The organism is Vicinamibacterales bacterium (assembly GCA_036504215.1).
Taxonomy (GTDB): Bacteria; Acidobacteriota; Vicinamibacteria; order Vicinamibacterales; family Fen-181; genus FEN-299.
Genome location: DASXVO010000085.1, coordinates 63927 through 84561 on the forward strand (window position 1 = coordinate 63927; position 20635 = coordinate 84561).

Consider the following 20635-nt stretch of genomic DNA (forward strand, 5'->3'; position numbering starts at 1 on the left):
CACGCGGGGCTACAGCGTGGCCGGCACCGCCGGCGCGACCAGCACCTCCACCCGGTGCTCCTCGTGGTCATCGACCAGCGGGATCGACATGTCGGCTTGGTCGCGCCCATCAACGGTGACGCGCTCTTCGCCGGTCGTGGGCGGCGTCTGGTGCACGCGGATGTGATAGACGGTTTCGCGGTACCGGTAGTGCACGGTGAAGCCGGTCCAGTCCGCGGGCAGGCACGGCTCGATCCGCAACCGGTCGCCGTCGAGCCTCAGGCCAAGCAGCGACTCGACAATCAGCCGGTACATCCACCCGGCCGACCCCGTGTACCAGGTCCACCCGCCGCGCCCGACGTGCGGGGCGACGGCGTAGACGTCGGCCGCCACGACGTAGGGCTCCACCTTGTAGGTCTCGATCGCGGCCGGCGATGACCCGTGTGCGATCGGGTTGATCAGCTCCCACACCTCCCACGCGCGCCGCGCATCGCCGAGTTCGGCGAAGGCCATGGCAGCCCAGATCGCCGCGTGGGTGTACTGCCCGCCGTTCTCCCGAACGCCGGGGACGTATCCCTTGATGTAGCCCGGGTCGAGTTCGGAGGTGTCGAACGGCGGGTCGAGCAGACGCACGAGCGCCTCGTCGCGACGAACCAACCGTGCGTCCACCGCGTCCATCGCGGTGCGGGCGCGTGTCGGGTCTGCGGCCCCGGAGAGCGCCGCCCAACTCTGCGCGATTGAATCGATCTGGCACTCCGGATTGCTCGCGGAACCGAGCGGCGACCCGTCATCGAAATACGCGCGTCGGTACCATGATCCGTCCCACCCCGTCTCCTCGAGACGCACGCGTAGCGCCGCCGCCTCCGACAGGCAGCGCTCCGCGAAGGCGGCGTCGCCGCGGCGCCGGGCCAGGTCGGCGAACGGCCTCAGCACGGCATGGAGGAAGAACCCCAGCCAAACGCTCTCGCCGCGCCCGCCCACCCCCACCAGGTTCATGCCGTCGTTCCAGTCTCCCGAGCCAATCAGCGGCAGACCGTGGACACCGAAGCGCAATCCCCTGACGATGGCTCGAACACAGTGGTTGTACAGGCTGGCCCGGTCCTCGGAGGCGCCCGGCAGGTCGTAGTAGGAATCCTCGTCGGGATTCACGGTACGGCCTTCGAGGAAGCGGACTTCCTCGGCGAGCACGCCCGTGTCCCCCGTGGCGTTCACGTATCGGCAGACGGCCATCGGCAGCCAGAGGAAATCGTCCGAGCAATGCGTGCGGACGCCGCGGCCCGCCGGCGGGTGCCACCAGTGCTGCACGTCGCCTTCCACGAACTGCCTGGACGCGCACAACAGCAGGTGTTGCCGCACGAGCGGAGCGTCGGCGTGGATGAGCGCCATCGCGTCCTGCAGCTGATCGCGGAACCCGAACGCGCCCCCAGACTGATAGAAGCCGCTGCGCCCCCACAGCCGGCACACCATCGTCTGGTACAGGAGCCAGCCGTTGGCCAGTGTATTGAGTGCGCGATCGGGCGTTTCCACGTTGATCGCGCCGAGCGTATGGCTCCAGTAGTGCCAGACCGCTTCGAGCGCGCGACGGGAGGCGTCCGCACCCGCGGCACGGCCGAGCATGCGCGCGGCATCGTCTCGGTCGCGTCCCGCACCGAGCCGGAAGACAGTCTCCCGCTCCTCTCCGTCGGCCAGGTCGACTGCCACCTGGATGGCCGCGCACGGGTCGAGCGCGCCGCCGACGCGGCCGGACAGCGTCGACCGCAGCATCGCGGCCGGGCGCCGGAGCGTGCCATTGCGTCCGACGAACTCCGTGCGGTCACCCGTCACACGGCGGCTCAGGTCGTCGGTGTGGAAGAACGCCGTGCGCCCGCCGAACTCGGCGTTGTACGCGTTCTCGGCGAACACGGCGCCCGTCTCGGGGTCGATCGTGGTCACGACGTGGGCGGCGGCCTTCCCCCGCAGGTCACCGAGGACCCATTCCACGTAGCCGGTGACGGTGAGGCGCCGCGGTCGGCCTGAGGCGTTGCGGACCTTCAACACCAGCCACTTCAGCGACGCCGCGACGTCCACGTACACCCAGTACTCAGAGGTGATGCCGTCCTCAGCGTGCTCGAACACGCTGTACCCAAATCCGTGGCGGCTCGTGTACGCACGCTCACCTCCGGCCGGTAGCTGCGTTGGCGACCAGAAGCGCCCGCTCTCTTCGTCGCGAAGGTAGAAGGCCTCGCCGGTCGCGTCGGTCACCGAGTCGTTGTGCCACGGCGTCAGGCGGAACTCGTGGGCGTTCTCCGACCAACTGTACGCGGAGCCGCTTTCAGAGATGACCGTGCCGAACCCGGGGTTGGCCAGGACGTTCACCCAGGGTGCCGGCGTCACCGCGCCCAATCCGGTCGTGACGACGTACTCGTGGCCGTCCGGGGTGAAGCCGCCCAAGCCGTTGCAGAACACCAGGTCGTCCCGGGGCGGCAGCACCGGATCGGGAACCGACCCGCGCCGGGACCGCGCGGCCGTGAATCGTGCGGGCAGCGGGTCTGCCGGGCGACCGTCAATCTGCTCGGCCAGCGAGCCGCGGCTGTCGGAGATGATCGCTCGGGCGACCGACTGGAACAGGATTCGGTCCTCGTTCGAGATCTGCTCGGCCGGGCGCACGAAGATGGCGCCGGGGCGAACCGGCGCATTCGTCTCGACGCCGGCCGCGATGAGGCCGACGATCTGCTCCTGAAGCGCCTGCCGGTATCCCGCACGGTCTTCGTTCCAGATCACGAGGTCCACCGCCAGCCCCTTCAGGCGCCAATAGGCGTGGGCCTGCACGAGCTGGCGCACCAGCTCGATGTTCGCCGCGTCGCCGATCTGCAGCAGCACGATCGGCAGATCGCCGGAGACCGAGTAGCCCCACAACCCGGACTGGCCGCGCCGGTTCGCGGCGAGGACGGCGGGATCGGCGCGCAGCGACGGGTTCCCATAGATGATCGATCCTGCCAGCCGGCAGTAGAGCTGTGCATCCGCTTCGCTGGCGTTCAACTGCCGCAGGACGACGTGCGCGTGCGTGGACGCCAGCGCGAAGACGCGATTGGCGAGACGTCGGTCCTGGTACTTGCCGACCAGGCCCAGGCAGGCGGTGCGGGTGTCGGCCATGCCCGACACGATGTCGATCGTGATCGTCTCGTCCGGGTCGAGCCCGTACCGGCCCCGAACCGAGACGATGGGGTCGAGAACCGAACCCTCCGTGCCCGACAGCGGCCCCGGCTCTCGCATCGCGCACGGATCCGCGGCCGTCCGGCCGCGTCCGAGGAAACGCAACCGATCGGTCTCGTACGAGAGGGCGCCGCCGGCCGCCGCGCCGTGCGCCGCCAGCAGATGGAACATCCAGGGCGACGATTCGTCACGCGAGCGGGGCCGCCTCGTGCAGAGGATGGCTCGCTGGTCGGGAACGACCTCCGTCTGGACGAAGAGGTTGCTGAACGCCGGGTGCAGCGCCTCCGCGGCGGGGGACGCCAGCGCGACCTCTGCGTAGCTCGTCACCTCGATCGTCCGGCGCGTGCGACCGCAGTTGGTCAAGTGCAGCCGCCGCAGTTCGACGTCGTCCTCCGGTGACACGGCGATCTCGGTGTAGCTCTCGATCTGGTGACTCTTGCTGCGGAACTCGGCACGCGCCTCGGAGAACACCGCCTCGAACCGATCGAATGGCTGCAGCGTCGGCTGGTGTGCCGTGGACCAGAAGGCGCCGTCCGAGACATCCCGGATGTAGCAGAACGCGCCCCAGTTGTCCGCGGTTGCGTCCTCGCGCCAGCGAGTAACGGCCAGGTCTTTCCATCGGCTGTAGCCGCCGCCGGCGTTCGTGACGACGACGTGATATCGGCCGTTGGAGAGCAGCTGCACCTCGGGGTTCGGCGTGTCTGGGCCGCTGAACGAACGCACCTCGACGTGGGCGCCGGTGGGCGCCGTACGGGCGTCCGCCGCAGGGGTCGGCGGCAAATAGAGCGCGGTCGCGCGCGGGATTCGCTCCTGGAGCAGCAGCGCCGTCGCCTGAAACGCCGGGTCGGACGCGAAACGCTCCTGCATGCGGCGGTCGAGCAGCAGGTGCGCCAGCGACAGGAACGTCATCCCCTGGTGATGGGCCATGTAGGAGCGAACGACGGCGTGCGAATCACCGCGCGGCAGGCGCGTCGGGGTGTAGTCGATCGCCTCGTAGAAGCCGAGGTCTCCCTCGAAGCCCTCTGCCGCCAGCCGCTGCAGGTTGGAGCACGCCTCTTCGGGCGCCACCATCAGCGCGAGGGCTGACGCATAAGGCGCGACGACCAGGTCGGCGGCGAGGCCGCGTTTGAGGCCGAGGCCGGGCACACCAAACGCGCGGTACTGATAGGTGAGCCGCGCATCGAGGAGGTTGTAGCCCGACTCGGAAATGCCCCAGGGCACGCCGCGGTGCCTGCCATATTCCACCTGGCGCTTCACGGCCGCCTTGCAGGTCTGATCGAGCAACGTGTCGTCGTAGCCGGGCATCACCACGAGCGGCATGAGGTACTCGAACATCGAGCCGCTCCACGAGAGCAGCACCGGCTCGCCAGCCGCCGTCGTCAGCAGGCGGCCGAGCGCAAACCAGCTCTCCTGCGGCAGGTGTCCCTGTGCGATCGCGACGAACGTGCAGAGACGCGCCTCGGACGCCAGCAGGTCGTAGTAGCTCGAATCGCGCCGACGCTCGGCAACGTTGTAGCCGATGGACAGGAGCTGCCGGGTCTGGTCGAACAGGAAGCTCCATTCCATCTCCGCGAGGTCGATCGCCTGCGCCGCGAGGCGGTTGATGGCCGCCACTCTCGTCCTGGCGGGGCCGGCCCACTCACCGTCGAGCGCGGCCAGTTCGCCGAGCGTCGGGATGGAGTTGAACTCGGGAACGCGCCCCGGCGCCTTCCCGGAGGCGGGGGCCGTCGCAAACGGCGCCAGGTACTCGAGATCTCCCAGGGCATCCCGGCACTGGTCGGCCGCCGCCGATGCCCACCGGCTCGCAGCATGCCCGGGAGACGACGCCAGCGCGGCTGCCAGGGCGCGGCTCTCCGCGGCAAGGCGTTCGAGCGTCAGCCTCCCCTCCTCGATCGTGATCGGGGCGGCCTCGCACGCCACATCGAAGGCCTTCCGGAGCCGCGTCATGGCGGTCGTCGGCGCACCCCGGTGGGTGTCGGCTGCGAGGGCGAATGTGGCCCGCAGTCCCTGAAAGGTACGCGTCGTCAGGATCTGATCGCCCACGAGGGCGAGCAGGCCAGGCCTGAGCGTGAGGAGATGACCGGCCAGGTTGCCGCTGTCCACCGTGGAGATGTACCGCGGTTCGAGCGGCGCCAGCGAGAGGGTGTCGTACCAGTTGTAGAAGTGCCCTCGGTGGCGTTCCATCGCGGACATCGCCTGGAACGCGCGCACGGTACGATCCACGAGCCGCCCTGCGGAGATGTAGCCGAAGTCGTAGGCCGAGAGATTGGCGAGCAGCGCCAGCCCCATGTTGGTCGGCGACGTGCGGTGCGCCAGGCCGGGAGCTGGCGACTCCTGGTAGTTGTCCGGTGGCAGCCAGTGATCGTCCGGGCCGACGTACGTGTCGAAGAAACCCCAGGTCCTGCGCGAGACGCCGCGGAGGAACCGCAGTTGGTCCATCGTGAGCCGCGCGCCGCGACGCGTGATCGGGCGGCTGATCTGCCACGTCAGGGCCGGTGCGGCCAACCAGAGAAGCAGGATGGGCGCAGCGGCAGCGAGAGCGGCCGGCCGGGCCAGCCACAAGTACACACATGCGCCGACGGCGAGCGCGGTCCCGATCCACATCCTCTCCCACGCTCCGACCACGCCCTCGCGGGCGCGGTGTGCGCGAACGCCGGACGGCGTCCATTCGAGGAGCCGCCTGCGCGTGACGAGCAGCCGCACGGAGGTGCGCAGCACGGCGGAGAGGCTGAAGCACGCTTCGTACGGAAGGCACGCGAGCATCAGCATCGCCTGCGTGACCTGACGCCCGAGCGATCGGGCGTTGCCTTCGAGATGAGCGACGAGCGGCACGTCGTCAGGTTTTCGCACGAGGCCGGGAAGCCACGTGACCAACGCCGGGAGCAGCAGGCAGCCCACGCCAGCGACGGTCCATCCCCACACGGGCGCCAACGCCGCCCACGCGAAGAAGAACAGCCCAACCAGCGCCGCGGGCACGAGACTGCGACGGAGGTTGTCGAGGAGTTTCCACCGACCCAACGCGGGGAGCGGATTCCTGGTGTGGCGCCCATCGCGGCCGGGCACGGCCGGGAACAGCCAGCGCCACAACTGCCAGTCGCCACGGATCCAGCGATAGCGCCGGCGCACGTCTTCCTCGTAGCGGATCGGGTACTCCTCGTACACCTGCACGTCGGTCAGAAGTCCGGCTCTCGCGTAACACCCTTCGAGCAGATCGTGGCTGAGGATCCGGTTGTCCGGGAACCGGTCGCCCACCGCACGGTCGAACGCGTCCACGTCGTAGATCCCCTTGCCGATGAAGGAGCCTTCGCCGAACAGGTCCTGGTAGACATCGGACACGACACGCGTGTAGGGATCGATGCCAGGCTCGCTGGCCATCAACCGCGCGTACTGGGACCGGCTCGCGCCGGACAGACTGACGGCCACCCGGGGCTGGAGGATGCCATACCCCTCGGTCACGCGCTGCTCGCGCTCGTCGTAGTGCGGGCGGTTGAGCGGGTGCATCATCGCCCCGACGAGCAGGCGGGCGGCGTCGCGCGGCAGTTGCGTGTCCGCATCGAGGGTGATGACGTACTTGACCTGCCGGAGGATTCCGGTGTTCCCGACGACGCGCGCGAAGTTGCCGTTCGAGCGGCCGCGGAGCAGCGCATTCAAGTCCGCCAGCTTCCCGCGCTTGCGCTCGTACCCCATCCAGACCCGCTCCCCCGGGTTCCAGCGCCGCGCCCGATGGAAGAGGAAGAACGGACCTCCGTATTTCTCGTTCAGTTCATCGATCCGCTGCGCGGCCAGCGCAACCAGCGTTTCATCTTCGGGCAGGACTTCCTGGGATGCGTCGACCAGGTCCGTCAGCAGTCCGAAGGCCACGTGGTCGTCCCGGTTGCCGAGGAAACGCACCTCCAACGCCTCGACCAGGTGTTCGACGTTCTGCTCGCTCGTGATCAGCGTGGGAACGACGACCAGAGTCCGCGAGGCCAGGGGAATCCCCTCCGACAGGTCCATCTTCGGCAGGGCACGAGGGGTCGCCAGACGGGTGGCCACGGCGTTCACGAGAGCGACCGCCACCTGGCCAATGCAGAACAGCAGGATGAGCCCGAAGAGCCCGAACAGCCAGTCGTTGACGAGCGCCCCCCGCGCCTCCACCATCAGCGCCGCCGTCGTCACCACCGTGAGCGCGCCGATGCCGCCGAGATAGAGCGTCAGCGGATGGCTGAGGCACACCTGCCGCACGGTCTCGGGAATCGAGAAGCGCGACCGAACCGCTCGATGGAGTTGTGAGAGCCCCTTGCCCACGAGGTAGAAACCGACATGAGTGGCCCTGGCCACCGGATCGGCGCCGGCCGCGGCCGCACGCGCGAGGTCGACCGCGTGGCGGGCTACGTCGCCTTCTGCCCGGCCGTTCCGCCGGGCCGTTCTCTCCACGACGTGGCGATACTGATCCCGTGTGGCGAAGTCCATCAAGGGATACACGCCGGCGGGGTCCTCCCGCAGGACCTGCTCGACGACGCTGCGCGCTTCGACGAAGTCGCGCCAGTCGGCGGCCCCGAGAAACCGGAGGCTGCTGATGCTGTTGCTGATCGAAACCTGATCGGCGGCCTGCTGCTGGTTCTCCGCCTGCACGAGTTGCTCGATCGTCAGGCCGTCCTCCGACAACCGCTGCTCGATCCACGTGAGCGGCAGTGCCAGCGCGGGGCCCTTGCCCTGGAGGCGGCGGACGAACTCGGCGACGAACGAGCCGACCATCGGTGGATCCGATCGCGCCATGTCGGCGATCGACAGGATGAGGCTCTTCGGGTCCTTCTCCGCGATTGCCGTCATCTGGTCCGCCCAAAGGTCGGCGCGGTTCCGATTCACGCGATCGGCACCGATTCGGGCCGCGACGCGGCGAAGGTTCTCGAGCAGGGCGAGCCGCAGCATGATCGGAATGGCCCACAGTTCGCCGATCGTGAGCGGTGTGATCGTCTGGTAGACCGAGACGAAGCCGCCGAGGCCGTCAGTGTCGAGGCGGCCGTCGCCGTGCGAGATCGTCTCGAGCGCGATGTCATAGACGCGCGGCAGGCCGGCCGACGGGCCGTCGGTCAGGCGCGGCAGCTCACGGCTGTACCCTGCCGGCAGGTGGCGGCGCGCCGTGCGAATCTGTTCCTCGATCAGGTAGAAGTTGTCGAGCAGCCACTCGCCGGCGGGCGTGATCCGTCGGTCGGTGTTGACGGCCTCCGTCAGCAGGCTGCGGACGGCGACGAGCAGGGTTTCGTTCTCGGCCAGCCGCGCCAGCAGTTCGTTCGACCCACGCCGCCCGCCGAGCCGGTGCGCCGCCGCCAGCACCTTCCCGTGCTGCGCCATCTGCTCGCGGCTGAACAGTTCCGCGCGCAGCGGAGGCTTCTCGCTCGAGAGCGTGACCGAGAGGTCCGCCCGATGGGTCAGGGCGTCGCGCCACGAGTGCGCGTTGTCACGGGTGTTCTGTTGGCGGAATGCCACGCGAGCGGTGTCCTTCCTCGCGACCTCGCAGGTGGCGCGACGTGTGAAATGGCGCTCTTGATGGTAGCAGAGTCGCCGTCGCGACACTGTTCACTTCGGCACACCAGGCGGCCAGCCACACTGCTGCCGTGGCGTGCCTGGATCCGGGCGCGGACACTGCAAATGGTAAGCCGAACCCGGCCAATCTGGATGTGCACTACAGAACAGACTCGGACGCCGCGGCGGCGTAGCCTTCGATCAGGAAAACCCCACGGACGGGTCGGTCGTGATGTTGAAAAGGGAGATGGAGATGTTCAGCCTGCGGTCGGTGGCGGTCTCGCTTCTGTGTCTGGCATGGTGGGCCTCATCGAGCCAGGCCCAGGATCTGTCCCGGTATCGGGAGTTCCGACTCGGCACGACCCTCTCGGCCGTCGCGCTGCAGGCGGACGTGCCGACGATCGGCGTGCGCCTGATCCACTCGCGTCCGAGCCTCATCCAGGAACTGGGCTGGCAGCCACGTCCGGCAGCGAGACCCGCCTCGGAGGCGGTGAGGAACGTCCGGTTCACGTTCTGCGATAGCCTCCTGTACCAGATCACCGTCGACTACGACCGGGACCGGATCGAAGGGCTGACCGCTGGGGACTTCGTCGACGCGCTCTCGGTCTCCTACGGCGTCCCGATCCTCGCGTCCACCCGGATCGGCTCCGGACCGCCGCCAGCAGACGACGACCTGAGCCAGGGCGTCGACCGGACCGTGGTCGCTCAGTGGGAAGACCCACAGTACTTGGTCAGCCTGGTTCACACCAGCTACCCGTCCGCGTTCGGACTGGTGCTGCTGGCGAGACTGCCGGAACAACTCGCGCGCGTCGCAACGGCCGCGTCCACCCGCCTCGACGCGCTGGAAGCGCCGCAGCGGGAGGTCAACCGTCAGCAGAAGCAGGCTGACGAGGACCGGGCAAAGGCGGAGAAGGCCAGGCTGGTGAACAAGGCGGCGTTCCGCTTCTGAGACGGGGATCGGGCATGCTCGCTCCCACCCGACGTCTCGTCGTCGGGCTGATACGGCCGTCGCTGTATGACGACGATGGCTACGTCGTGCGGCACTGGCGAGGGATCCTTCCGAGCAACACGCTCAGTTGTCTCCACAGCCTGACCGAGGACGCGGTCAGCTCGGGCGCGGTTCCGTCTGCGAGCCCCATCACCATGCATGAGCTGGCGCCTTTGGCGGGGCGGGCAGCGGGTGCTAGAATGCCCCGTGAGCCCGTTCAAGGTGGTGGCGGTGAAACAGGCCCCGTTCGATGTCGAGGCGTTCCTCTCGACGTCAGGAGTGGCGAGAGCCGTGAGCGCATACAGCGCCGGAATGGTGCTGTTCGCTCAAGGCGACCCCGCCGAGAGCGTCATCTACATTCAGTGCGGCGCCGTGAAGTTGAGCGTCCTGTCCCGAGGCGGCCGAGAGGCGGTCGTGGGCATGTTCGGCCCCGGGGATTTCATCGGCGAGTGCGCCTTGGCCGGACAGCCACTCCGGATCGCCAACGCAACCGCCATCGTCGACACGACGGCGCTCGTCGTCGAGAGAGACGAGATGAAACGGGCGCTGCACGACGAGCACGCGCTGTCCGACCGCCTCGTCGCCCACCTGCTGACGCGCAATCTCCGCGTCGAAGCCGACCTGGTCGACCAACTGTTCAACCGGAGCGAGAAGCGCCTGGCGCGCGCGCTCCTCTTGCTGGCTCGGTACGGGAAGGAGGAGGAACCGCACCGGGTGTTGCCGAAGATCTCGCAGGAGGTCCTGGCCGAGATGGTGGGCACGACGCGGTCGCGCGTCAATTTTTTCATGAACAAGTTCAGGAAGCTCGGGTTCATCGAATACAACGGCAGCCTCAAGGTCAATCACTCCCTGCTGAGCGTCGTCCTGCACGATTGACAGCCCTCTACCGACATTGTGGCCGCCGCGCCGCCGACTCGGCCACGGCGTCGGGCGCCTGCGGCCGGATGTTCCGTTTTGCACAGACAGCGAGGTTCCCAGCCTGCCACCATGGGCCATGCCCCCCAAGAACAAGAAACCTCGTCCTTTCGACCCCGAGGCGTTCCTCAATTCGACGGGCGTCGCCAAGACGGTAGTGTCCTACGAAGCAGGGCAGCCGATCTACCTGCAGGGTGGGTCGAGCGATACGATTCTGTACATCAAGAAGGGCGAGGTGAAGCTCTCGGTGGTCTCGAAGACCGGCAGGGAGGCGATCGTCGCGATCCTCGGCGCCGGCAGTTTCTGCGGGGAAGGAGCGCTGGCTGGCCAGCCGCTCCGGATCGGCAGCGCGACCGCGCACATCGCAACCACGATCATCGCGGTCGCCAAGTCCGATATGCGGCGGTTGCTGCACGAGGAACATGCGCTGTCCGACGGATTCATCACGCACCTGCTCACCAGGAACGTCCGCATCGAAGAGGACCTGATCGACCAGTTGTTCAACTCCGCCGAGAAGAGGCTGGCCCGCACGCTGCTGCTCCTCGCCCGCTACGGCGAGGAGCATACGCCGCAGCGCGTCATCCCGAGGATCTCACAGGAGACGCTCGCCGAGATGGTGGGCACGACCCGGTCGCGTGTGAACTTCTTCATGAACAGGTTCAAGAAGCTCGGGTTCATCACTGACGCCGGGGGGCTGACGATTCACAACTCGCTCCTGAGCGTCGTCCTGCACGACTGACGGACCGGGCACCGGCCTCCGGGCTCGCGGGGCAGCCTCAGAGCCGGCCCGCCAGCATCAAGACAACCAGCACCAACAACACGAGACCGAGGCCGCTGCTGGGGTAGTACCCCCAACTCCGGCTGTGTGGCCAGGCTGGGATTGCCCCCAGCAACATCAGAACAACCACGACGAGCAGAATGGTGACCATCGCTCCTCCTTCCAGAGCACTATGCCTCGAGGCGGCCAGCTTCGGCTGTGCACTCTTGCACACGCAGATGCCGCGGGGCATGGGGACCATCAACGTCTGCAGCGAGATCGGCAGGGGCACGTCGTTCGCGGTCTACTTCCCGCGGGCAGAAGGCGCCGAGTTGGTCGTCGCACCGTCGCCGCCCGCGTCTCAGCCCCGCGCCGACACGCTGACGGTGCTGGTGGCCGCGGGCGCCGGAGAAGCGCTGGGCCTGTTCGAGACGCACGCCTCGATCGACGTGCTCCTGACCGATGTCGTGTTACCGGGTGCCAGCGGGCCGGATCTGGCCAAGTGGCTCCTCGAACGACAGCCGCGGAGCCCTCGGTCCCGAAATCACGTTTCTGCAGAAGCCGTTCACTGCGGAAGCGCTCGAACGGAAGCTCCGCGGGGTATTGGACCGGTAGCGCCCCGGCCGTCGGATGCGCGGCCGCGCGCTCAGGCCGTCCACACCCAGTCGCGAATCTCGGGCGGGTCCTCGAAGTGCGTCCGGGCGTACGTGGCTGCCCCTTCGATAGCCGTACGACACTCGGCAACGAGCGCCGCGCCACGGGCGCCCACCCGTGCCGTACGCCGCAGCGCCTCGATGCACAGGTGATAGCGGCTCATGCCGTTCATCGCAACCATGTCGAACGGCGTTGTCGTGGTGCCCTGCTCGTTGAATCCCCGCACGTGAAACCTCGCGGCCGCCGGCCGACCGTGCACGATCTCATGGATGGCCCGCTGGTAGCCGTGGAAGGCGAAGACGACCGGTTTGTCTTCGGTGAACAACTCGACGAACCTCGCGAGCGACATGCCGTGCGGGTGGGCATCGGGAGGAAACAACGTCATCAGGTCCACCACGTTCACCACCCGGACCCTGAGTTCGGGCGCGTGGCGGCGCAGCCACCACGCCGCGGCCGCTGTCTCGAGTGTCGGCACGTCGCCGGCCGCCGCCAGCACGACGTCGGGTTCGCCGCCGTCGTCGTTGCTCGCCCACTGCCACACCGACGCCCCGCGCGCACAGTGCTCCCTGGCCGAGGCGAGGTCCAGCCACTGCAATTGCGGCTGCTTGTCGATGACGATCAGGTTCACGTAGTCGCGGCTGCGGAAGCAGTGGTCCGCGACCGAGAGCAGGCAGTTCCCGTCCGGCGGCAGGTAGATGCGCGCCACCGTCCCGCGCTTCGACAGCACGACGTCGATGAGCCCGGGGCCCTGGTGACTGAAGCCGTTGTGGTCGTTGCGCCAGCAGGTGGACGTCAGCAGGATGTTCAGCGAGGCGACCGGCGCGCGCCACGGCAGCCGGTGACTCTCGGCAAGCCACTTCGCGTGCTGGACGACCATCGAGGCCGTGATCATCGCGAACGCCTCGTAGGAGGCGAAGAGACCGTGTCGGCCGGTGAGCAGGTAACCCTCGAGCCAGCCCTCGCACAGGTGCTCGCTCAGCACCTCCATGACGCGACCGTCCGATGCCACGTGGTCGTCGATGCCGATGGTCCGGCCCACGAAGCATCGGTTCTCGACGGCGAACACATCGTCCAGCCGGTTCGAAGCCGTCTCGTCGGGGCAGAAGAGGCGGAAGTTCGCCGGCCCGGCGTTGTTCACATAGATGTCCCGCATCATCTTCCCGAGCGCCCGGGTGGACTCGTCACGCGTGGAGGCCGGCTGCGCCACGGGGATGGCGTAGTCGCCGATGTCTGGCAGCCGGAGATCCTGGAGGATCGCGCCGCCGTTGGCGTGGGGGTTCGCACCCATGCGGCGGCCCCCTCTCGGCGCCAGGTCGGCGATCTCGGAGGTCAGCCGGCCGTTCGCGTCGAAGAGTGTCTCCGGATGGTAGCTCCGCATCCACGTCTCGAGCGCTGCGAGCTCGCCGGCGTCTGACTTCACGCGGTGCAGCGGCACCTGGTGTGATCGGAACGTGCCCTCGACAGGGAGCCCGTCCGCTTCCCGCGGGCCCGTCCATCCCTTCGGCGTCCTCAGGACGATCGCGGGCCACCGCGGCCGCCCCTTGACGCCCACCGTGCGGGCCTCGGACTGGACAATCCGGATCCGGGCGTGGCAACGGTCCAGCGTCGCCGCAAATTGCTGGTGCACAACCAGCGGATCGTCACCCTCGACGAAGTGCACGTCGTAGCCGTGGCCCTCGATGACCCGACGCACGTCCTCGTCGGAGGATCGGGCCAGCACGGTCGGCCCGCCGATCTTGTAGCCGTTGAGGTGCAGGATTGGAAGCACGGCACCATCGCGGACCGGGTTCAGGAAGCTGACGCTCTTCCAGGATCCGGCGAGCGGCCCTGTTTCGGCCTCCCCATCGCCCACCACCGCCGCGACGATCAGGCCCGGGTTGTCGAAGGCCGCTCCGAAGGCGTGGGCGAGCACGTACCCGAGTTCGCCGCCTTCGTGAATGGAGCCCGGCGTCGGAACACTGACGTGGCTGGGCACGCCGCCGGGCGTCGAGAACTGGCGAAACAGGCGACCGAGGCCCTCCGTGTCCCTCGCCACCTCTGGATAGATCTCCGAGTAGGTGCCTTCGAGATAGACGTTCGCGATGATCGCCGGTCCCCCGTGCCCGGGGCCGGCGAGAATGATCATGTCCACGTCCTTCTCCACGATCAGTCGATTGAGATGCACGTAGACGAGACTGAGGCCCGGGGATGTGCCCCAGTGGCCTAGCAAGCGCGGCTTGATATGTTCCGGTCGGAGGGGCTCACCGAGCAGTGGATTGTCGAGAAGGTAGATCTGCGCGACCGTCAGGTAGTTGGCAGCCTGCCAGTATCGGTGCATCCGGTCCATGAGCGCCGCCGACAGCGGACCGTCTGCCGCTCCGCCTCGTGCGGGTCGTTGAGTCTCACTCGTCTCGACGATGCTGGAGATTGTCGGGTCGAACTCGTACATGGTCTGTCCCCCCTCGCCAATCCTAGAATCAGCCGTCCGCTGGAGCTGTGCACAACTGCACAGTCGCCGTCGCAGCCGATGACATCCGGTCCAATCGACCACGCGCGTTCAATGCAGGACATCGCGCGTGATCGACAAAGCACACACTGCTCTTACACCCTGAGCTCACCTGCGTTGAGCACGACACACGAGCGCGCGACACCGTGAACGCGGACTCGGATGGCCGGCATCTTCTCAACGCACCTGAGTCGAAGGGCAGCTCCTGGGCGTGAACTGCCGGGAGCGACATGGGAGGTTGGGATGCTCACGACGCTGTTCGCGATTCTGCTCGTTCTATGGCTCCTCGGCATGGTGAGTTCGTACACGATGGGAGGCTTCATCCACGTGCTGCTCGTCGTGGCTATCGTCGTTCTCCTGGTTCGGCTCATTCAGGGCCGCCGGTTGGCCAGATAGTCGAATCGGAGCGCTGTTCGGATTGCACGAGTCATGCCGAGGCACGAGATCCTTGGTTGAGGATGTGCACACACGTCACTCGATGTTGGGTCCAGAAGGGTTGATGAATGGTTCGATACGTATTCGCATTCTGCGTGATATTCGGCATGGCCACTCTCGGGGCCCAGACCAAGGAACAGAGCCGACTGGAGAACTGCGGCGTCGTGATGGAGGAGGTCCTCAACATTCCCGACAACATCCCCCAGGAACTCCTCGAGAAGGCCGAGTGCGTCCTCGTCATTCCGTCGATGACGAAGGTGGCAATCGGGTTCGGCGGCAGCTACGGCCGAGGCGCCATGGTCTGCCGGTCGGGAGCCTCGTTCGAGGGACCGTGGGGCGCCCCTGCCATGTATACGCTCGAAGGCGGGAGCTTCGGGCTCCAGCTCGGTGCCGAGTCCACCGACCTCGTCCTTCTTGTCATGAACAGGCGCGGCGCGGACGCGCTGCTCAGCAGCAAGGTGAAACTCGGCGGGAACGCCTCGGCCGCGGCCGGCCCAAAGGGACGCGCCGTCGAAGCGTCGACTGACGCCTCAATGCGAGCCGAGATTCTCAGTTACTCCAGATCGCGCGGGTTGTTCGCCGGCGTCTCGCTCTCGGGCACGTTGCTGCGGCCGGACAACGACGCCAACGCGGAAGTCTACGGTCACAAGATCACGGCGCGACGGATCGTCATGGGCAGGCCCATGACGACCGTCCCGGAGTCGGGCCATCGCTTCGTCAACGTGTTGCAGAGGAGTTCTCCGGGCAACGAGTCGACGAAGCCGTACGGTCAGTTGCGCGACCCGCGGGGGAGGCACGGCTTCCCCCGAGACGCTTCTGCCGAACGCGACACAGTTGACGCTGTGCACGACCTGCCAGCCGGCAATCCACCCGGACGGAACGGTGCACAAGACGGCGCCCGAGGCAGACGCCTTGCGGGCGAAAGAGCGCCCCCCTCGCATCCTCGGGAAAGCAAGTAGTGGTCCAAAGGACTGGTGTGCGATGAAGGTCCGGCGATACGGGCCTGTCCACCGCCGCCGTCGCCCGTCCCGTACTCGTCACCAGCGCCTGGAGAGCAGGTGAATGAGCGCTACGAACAGCGCGGCGCCGATAATCGACCACAGCACCGGGAAGGGATGCCCACTGATCTGGACGACGAAGGGTTCCGACAGCGCGAGCCGAGCCGCGATCCAGGGCCCGATGAGGGCGCCGATGAATCCGAGCGCTGTGGACACGATGAGTCCACCGCGGGCCCCGCCGGCGATCGCCTTGCCGACGGCGCCGCAGACGGCCGCGATGACAACGAGGAAGATGAGCCCGGGTAACGTGTACGTCATGACAACTGGTCCTTTCGTGACCTACTCTTGCCGGTTCCTTGGGTCGCCCGAAATGATCGTCAACTCGGTCCCGCGCCGCAGATCCAACCGGTCTCGCCCCTCGACGATGACCGTGCCCGCGCCCCCGCCCGCGCCAATCACGGCACCAATGGCGGCGCCCTTGCCGCCGCCAGCGACAGCACCTATCAGGGCGCCGATTGCCGCGCCGATTGCGCTTCGCTCTACGACCTTCTGCGCCTGCCCGCCGTGCGAGTCCACCATGCCTTCGCGGTCCACCCGCACCCGCTCGCCATCAGGGGTGCGGATGTCCTCGATGACGCCGTCGAACTGGTACGCGCGGCCGTCGCGGAGTCGGATACTCCGGAGGTTCAGCGTCATGCCCGCGCGTCCGGTCAGTCGCCGCGAATCGTTCACCGTGGACACGTAGCCTTCGATGACCGCGCCCTCGTATGCCGATGGACTGAGGGTGGTCAGCGTATAGAGGTCACCCTCACGCGCATTCATCGTGCTGAGCACCCCGTCCAACGAGGCCACCAACCGCGTGCCGTCAGGCACGACCACCTCACCGACCCCGGCCTCCGAATTCCTGTAGGGACCCCGCGTGCCGCTCGAATCGATATCCCAACGAGCGTCATCTGACACCCGTCGGTAGGCGCTCCGTACCGTCACCGGCTGACGGAGGCCGTCGCCATCGATGGTGCGCGTCATGTGCAGGCCGAGGCCGTTCGCCATCGGATCGAAGGTCACCGTGAAGTCACGGCCCCGATTGCCGTTGGTCGCCACCACCAATCGTTCGCCTTGCAGCGTGGCGCGGGTGTTCATCGTCCGTTCAGCAGACCACCGCTCCACGTGGTCCCTGCCATCCGCCTCCATCGTCACGCGCCGCCCCCGCGTCGAGGCCATCGTCACGCTGTCATCATTGCGCTCGATCGCGATCAGTTCCGGCGCTTCCAGCCGGGCGAGCAGGCCCTGATACGTGCGGTCTCGCTGGTCGGCAGGCACCGAACGGGCGGCCAGTTCCGCCGCTCGCCGCGGGTCGTCGCCCTGATTGGTCTCGAGCTGATACGTTCCGGTGAGTCGATGGTGGAAGCCAGCGCCAGGCTCAGCCGGCTCGGCCCCAGGCTCGTCCCATCTCCATGCAACGCGGTAGGTGCGGGCGAGCGCGTCCAGATCGCTGCGCACCGAGAGCCAGTTCTGTTCCGCCTGGGCACGCAACTGATAGCGCTGCATGAAACTGTCGATGCTGCCACCGCGTCGGAGCACCTCCTCCACATCGAGCCTGTTGGACTCGCGCGCCCTGACGCGATCGAGCAGGCGGCCGGCCGCCTGGCGGAAGTCCGCCAGAGATCGACGGATCTCGTCTCTCGCGCGTGGGTCATCGAGTTGACCGTGGTCGAAGGCTCCGTCGAGGCTCCGGTCGAGCCTCGCCGCCAGGTCCCCAACGTGGATCAGCAACCGCTCCACCTGCCTGTCGTCGGTCCGGTAAGGCTGTTGGTGGCTGGCCATCGCCGCGCCGGCCGTCGCGATCACGAACCCGAACACGAGAACGACTACGTTTCTTGTCCTGGGCATCTGAGTCCCCCGTCAGCGAAGACACCGAACCAACGATCTCGCCGACGCCCCGAGCCCACGCCATGAGCTCACTGGTGTTGCGCAGGCAGGCATCCTGCGGATGCCCGGCAGGCCGCGCCGGACCCGCCAGGCGGATTTGCGACACGACTGAGTCGAAGGGTACCAGGACGGCTGCCGGGCGTCTGTGCAAGAACGGACAACCTGCGATCCGGTCGAGGTTGGGAGATGACGACACCACCTCACAAGGAACGCGGAAGTGTCTCCAAGTGCACAGACACCCATGAGAGATTGCACCACGCTCATGGCAGCCGTCGTGCGCTGGAATCGTTGCAGGCCTGGAGGCCCAGGCGACCTCGGCTTTGAAACGGTGTCGATTGGCGCCGTGGAAGGCTCGGCGACCCCAGAGCCGCACAGAGTTGTCCCGAAGTGAACAGACTCAGCATCACGCTCTCGCCTACCATGGGAACTCCACGAAGCGACAGGGCCGGCGTGCACTCCAGCATGGCGATCCTCTGGCTTTGTCTGACAAGAGCGGAGCAGATATGTCGACCCTGCTGCTTGTTGCCCTCGTCCGGTTCCTGCTCGGCGGCGGGGACTACTCCCGTTGGCGTGCCTGGCGCGGCCCGCTCCCCAGTAGGGCTTTCGCGTAACACGTGTGACTTGGAAGTTGGAGGAACGCAGATGAATTCGCTATCCGCACGGCGCTTGTTCTGGTCGGCGTCCGCCGCCCTGATCGTCGTTCTGGCTGCCGCTCCCGCAGTCGCGGTGCAGACCGAGCCAGCCAGCCAAGCCGTCGTTGAGAAGATTGACCTCAACACCGCGAGCCAGGCCTCTCTCGAAAGCCTGCCGGGCGTCGATGCGGCCACGGCGAAACAGATCATTGCCGGTCGTCCGTACGGTTCGGTGGCTGACCTCTCGAAGGCCGGGGTGTCGGCCAGCACGATCGAGCAGATCACGCCGCTCGTGAAGGTGGGTCCGCTGGGAAAGGCCGCCGTCGCGACCGAGAAGGGCGCTCAGAAGGCGGCAGCCGGAGTCGGGAAGGGCGCCGAGGCGACCGCGAAAGGGGTTGAGAAGGGCGTGAGCGAGGGCGCCAAGGGCGTTCAGAAGGGCGCGGCAGCCACCTCGTCGGCCGCCGACAAGGTCAATCGGAAGCTGACCGGCGCGGCACGGGTGCCGCCACAGGCCGGGATGGTCTGGGCGAACAGCACCACGAAGGTCTATCACAAAGAAGGCGACCCGTCGTACGGCACCACCAAGAAGGGCAAATGGTTGACCGAGGAGGAAGCCGTCAAGCAGGGCTATCGCGCGGCGAAACTGAACGCGGTCAAAGAGAAGTGAGCAGGACCGGCCGTGCCATGCGACTCCAGCTCATCAACCCGTCGAACCCGCTGGTCAGCATCGTCAAACTCGAGGAGAGCCGGTGGAATCGGTACCGGGTGTGGCAGCCCCTGAGCCTGATGGTGCTGGCCGGCCTGACGCCGCCCGAGTGGGACGTCACCCTGCTCGACGAGAACGTCGGGGTTCCGAAATATCACGAACTGCCGCGTCCGGATCTCGTCGGCATCACGGCATTCACCTCGCAGGCACCCCGTGCCTACGAGATCGCGGCTCGCGCTCGCGGGATGGGAGTGCCCGTCGTGATGGGCGGCATCCACGCCACGATGTGCGTCGACGAGGTGATGCCGCGAGTGGACGCTGTCGTCACAGGGGAAGCCGACGCGATCTGGCCGCAGGTGCTGGAGGACGCGAAGCACGGGCGCCTGCAGCGCCGGTACGACGGAGGGCTCGCCGGGATGGAGACGGTCCGACCGGCCCGCCACGATCTGCTGACTGAGGACTATGCCTTCGGCGCGATTCAGACCACCCGCGGCTGTCCGATGAACTGCACGTTCTGCAGTGTCACAGCCTTCAACGGAGCCCGCTATCGTCAGCGCGCCATCCCGGAGGTCGTGCGCGAGTTCCAGGCGATTCCAGAGAAACGCGTCTTGATCGTGGATGACAACCTCATCGGCACGCGGCCAGAGCACATCGCGCGCGCCAAGGACTTGTTTCGGGCGCTCGCGGCGGCGAATCTCGGCAAGCAATGGGTCGCGCAGGCGACGATCAACTTCGCTGACGACGAGGAACTGCTGACATTGGCCACGCAGGCAGGATGCGCGGGCGTCTTCATCGGGTTCGAGTCGCCGTCGGCGGAGGGCCTGACGGAGGTCGGCAAGCGGTTCAACCTGCTCAAGGGGCGAGATCTCACCGAGTCGGTGGCGCGGATCCAGCGGCACCACATCATGGTGGTTGGTTCGTTCATCATCGGGTTGGATGTGGACACGGCCGGGATCGGGCGACGGACGGCCGACGCCGCTCGTCGGTACGGCGTGGACAGCCTGAACACGCTGTTTCTCACGCCGTTGCCGGGCACACGGCTATGGGACCAGATGATCGCGGAGGGCCGGGTCGTCCTCGACGATTTCCCAGAGGACTGGCAGTACTACACGCTGACCTTCCCGGTCGCCCGCTACAAGCGCCTGTCCCAGGATCAGGCGATCGACGAGATGTTGGCGTGCGACCGCCGCTTCTACGCGATGACGCGCATTCTCGGCCGCGTCTGGAAGAACGTGTGGCACCGTCGACAGCCGCTGATCACCTTGTTTGGAAGCCTGTCATACCGGAGGAATCTGGAACTCAACCGCGACGCCTACGCCAGGTTCAGCCACGAGTGTGCGACGCGAGAGCCGCGCGTGCGCCTTGGGATCTCCGTCTCGCCGGCGGCCTGACTCCACAACGCCAGCGCGGCAGGCCTGTCCTTTCCTCCCGTTCCGCTGAGGACGCACGGGCATTCAGCG

12 protein-coding genes are annotated in these 20635 nt (G+C 67.3%); 7 read left to right on the forward strand and 5 right to left on the reverse strand.

Annotated elements, in window-relative coordinates; genetic code table 11:
• Window positions 1-9: 9 nt before the first annotated feature.
• On the reverse strand, window positions 10-8640 hold the full coding sequence (locus tag VGK32_22670) for a glucoamylase family protein (GenBank protein ID HEY3384573.1): 8631 nt from the start codon (window positions 8638-8640) through the stop codon (window positions 10-12).
• A 265-nt stretch (window positions 8641-8905) separates the two neighbouring features.
• Between VGK32_22670 and VGK32_22675 the strand changes: the two genes are divergently transcribed.
• From VGK32_22675 to VGK32_22685, 3 genes are all read left to right on the forward strand, one after another.
• Window positions 8906-9625 carry a hypothetical protein gene (locus tag VGK32_22675; protein HEY3384574.1) on the forward strand — a complete coding sequence of 240 codons (720 nt, stop codon included), beginning with the start codon at window positions 8906-8908 and terminating at the stop codon, window positions 9623-9625.
• A 246-nt stretch (window positions 9626-9871) separates the two neighbouring features.
• The gene (locus tag VGK32_22680; GenBank protein HEY3384575.1) at window positions 9872-10540 is read left to right on the forward strand and encodes a Crp/Fnr family transcriptional regulator; all 669 of its coding nucleotides are present in this window, start codon (window positions 9872-9874) and stop codon (window positions 10538-10540) included.
• Between the two features lie 118 nt (window positions 10541-10658).
• Entirely contained in the window at window positions 10659-11318 is a 660-nt protein-coding gene (locus tag VGK32_22685) for a Crp/Fnr family transcriptional regulator (GenBank protein HEY3384576.1), read from the forward strand.
• 37 nt (window positions 11319-11355) lie between these two features.
• Here VGK32_22685 and VGK32_22690 read toward each other — a convergent pair whose 3' ends face one another.
• Together VGK32_22690 and VGK32_22695 are read right to left on the reverse strand one after the other, a co-directional pair.
• Window positions 11356-11508: a DUF3309 family protein gene (locus tag VGK32_22690; GenBank protein ID HEY3384577.1), complete on the reverse strand. Its 153-nt coding sequence runs from the start codon at window positions 11506-11508 to the stop codon at window positions 11356-11358.
• A gap of 474 nt (window positions 11509-11982) precedes the next feature.
• Window positions 11983-14418 (reverse strand): phosphoketolase family protein, encoded by a 2436-nt coding sequence (locus VGK32_22695; GenBank protein HEY3384578.1) that lies wholly within the window; start codon window positions 14416-14418, stop codon window positions 11983-11985.
• A 300-nt stretch (window positions 14419-14718) separates the two neighbouring features.
• Here VGK32_22695 and VGK32_22700 point away from each other — a divergent pair, with 300 nt between their 5' ends.
• Both VGK32_22700 and VGK32_22705 read left to right on the forward strand, forming a co-directional pair.
• Window positions 14719-14871, forward strand: coding sequence for a lmo0937 family membrane protein (locus VGK32_22700; GenBank protein ID HEY3384579.1), 153 nt, complete (start codon window positions 14719-14721; stop codon window positions 14869-14871).
• A 107-nt stretch (window positions 14872-14978) separates the two neighbouring features.
• On the forward strand, window positions 14979-15869 hold the full coding sequence (locus VGK32_22705; GenBank protein ID HEY3384580.1) for a lipid-binding SYLF domain-containing protein: 891 nt from the start codon (window positions 14979-14981) through the stop codon (window positions 15867-15869).
• 78 nt (window positions 15870-15947) lie between these two features.
• Here VGK32_22705 and VGK32_22710 read toward each other — a convergent pair whose 3' ends face one another.
• Together VGK32_22710 and VGK32_22715 are read right to left on the reverse strand one after the other, a co-directional pair.
• Window positions 15948-16226, reverse strand: a complete 279-nt coding sequence (locus VGK32_22710) for a hypothetical protein (protein HEY3384581.1) — start codon at window positions 16224-16226, stop codon at window positions 15948-15950.
• Between the two features lie 21 nt (window positions 16227-16247).
• Complete coding sequence (locus VGK32_22715) at window positions 16248-17798, reverse strand: hypothetical protein (protein ID HEY3384582.1); 1551 nt, start codon at window positions 17796-17798, stop codon at window positions 16248-16250.
• A 681-nt stretch (window positions 17799-18479) separates the two neighbouring features.
• Here VGK32_22715 and VGK32_22720 point away from each other — a divergent pair.
• Together VGK32_22720 and VGK32_22725 are read left to right on the forward strand one after the other, a co-directional pair.
• Complete coding sequence (locus tag VGK32_22720) at window positions 18480-19136, forward strand: helix-hairpin-helix domain-containing protein (protein HEY3384583.1); 657 nt, start codon at window positions 18480-18482, stop codon at window positions 19134-19136.
• Between the two features lie 17 nt (window positions 19137-19153).
• Entirely contained in the window at window positions 19154-20566 is a 1413-nt protein-coding gene (locus VGK32_22725; protein HEY3384584.1) for a radical SAM protein, read from the forward strand.
• The last annotated feature ends 69 nt before the right edge of the window (window positions 20567-20635 follow it).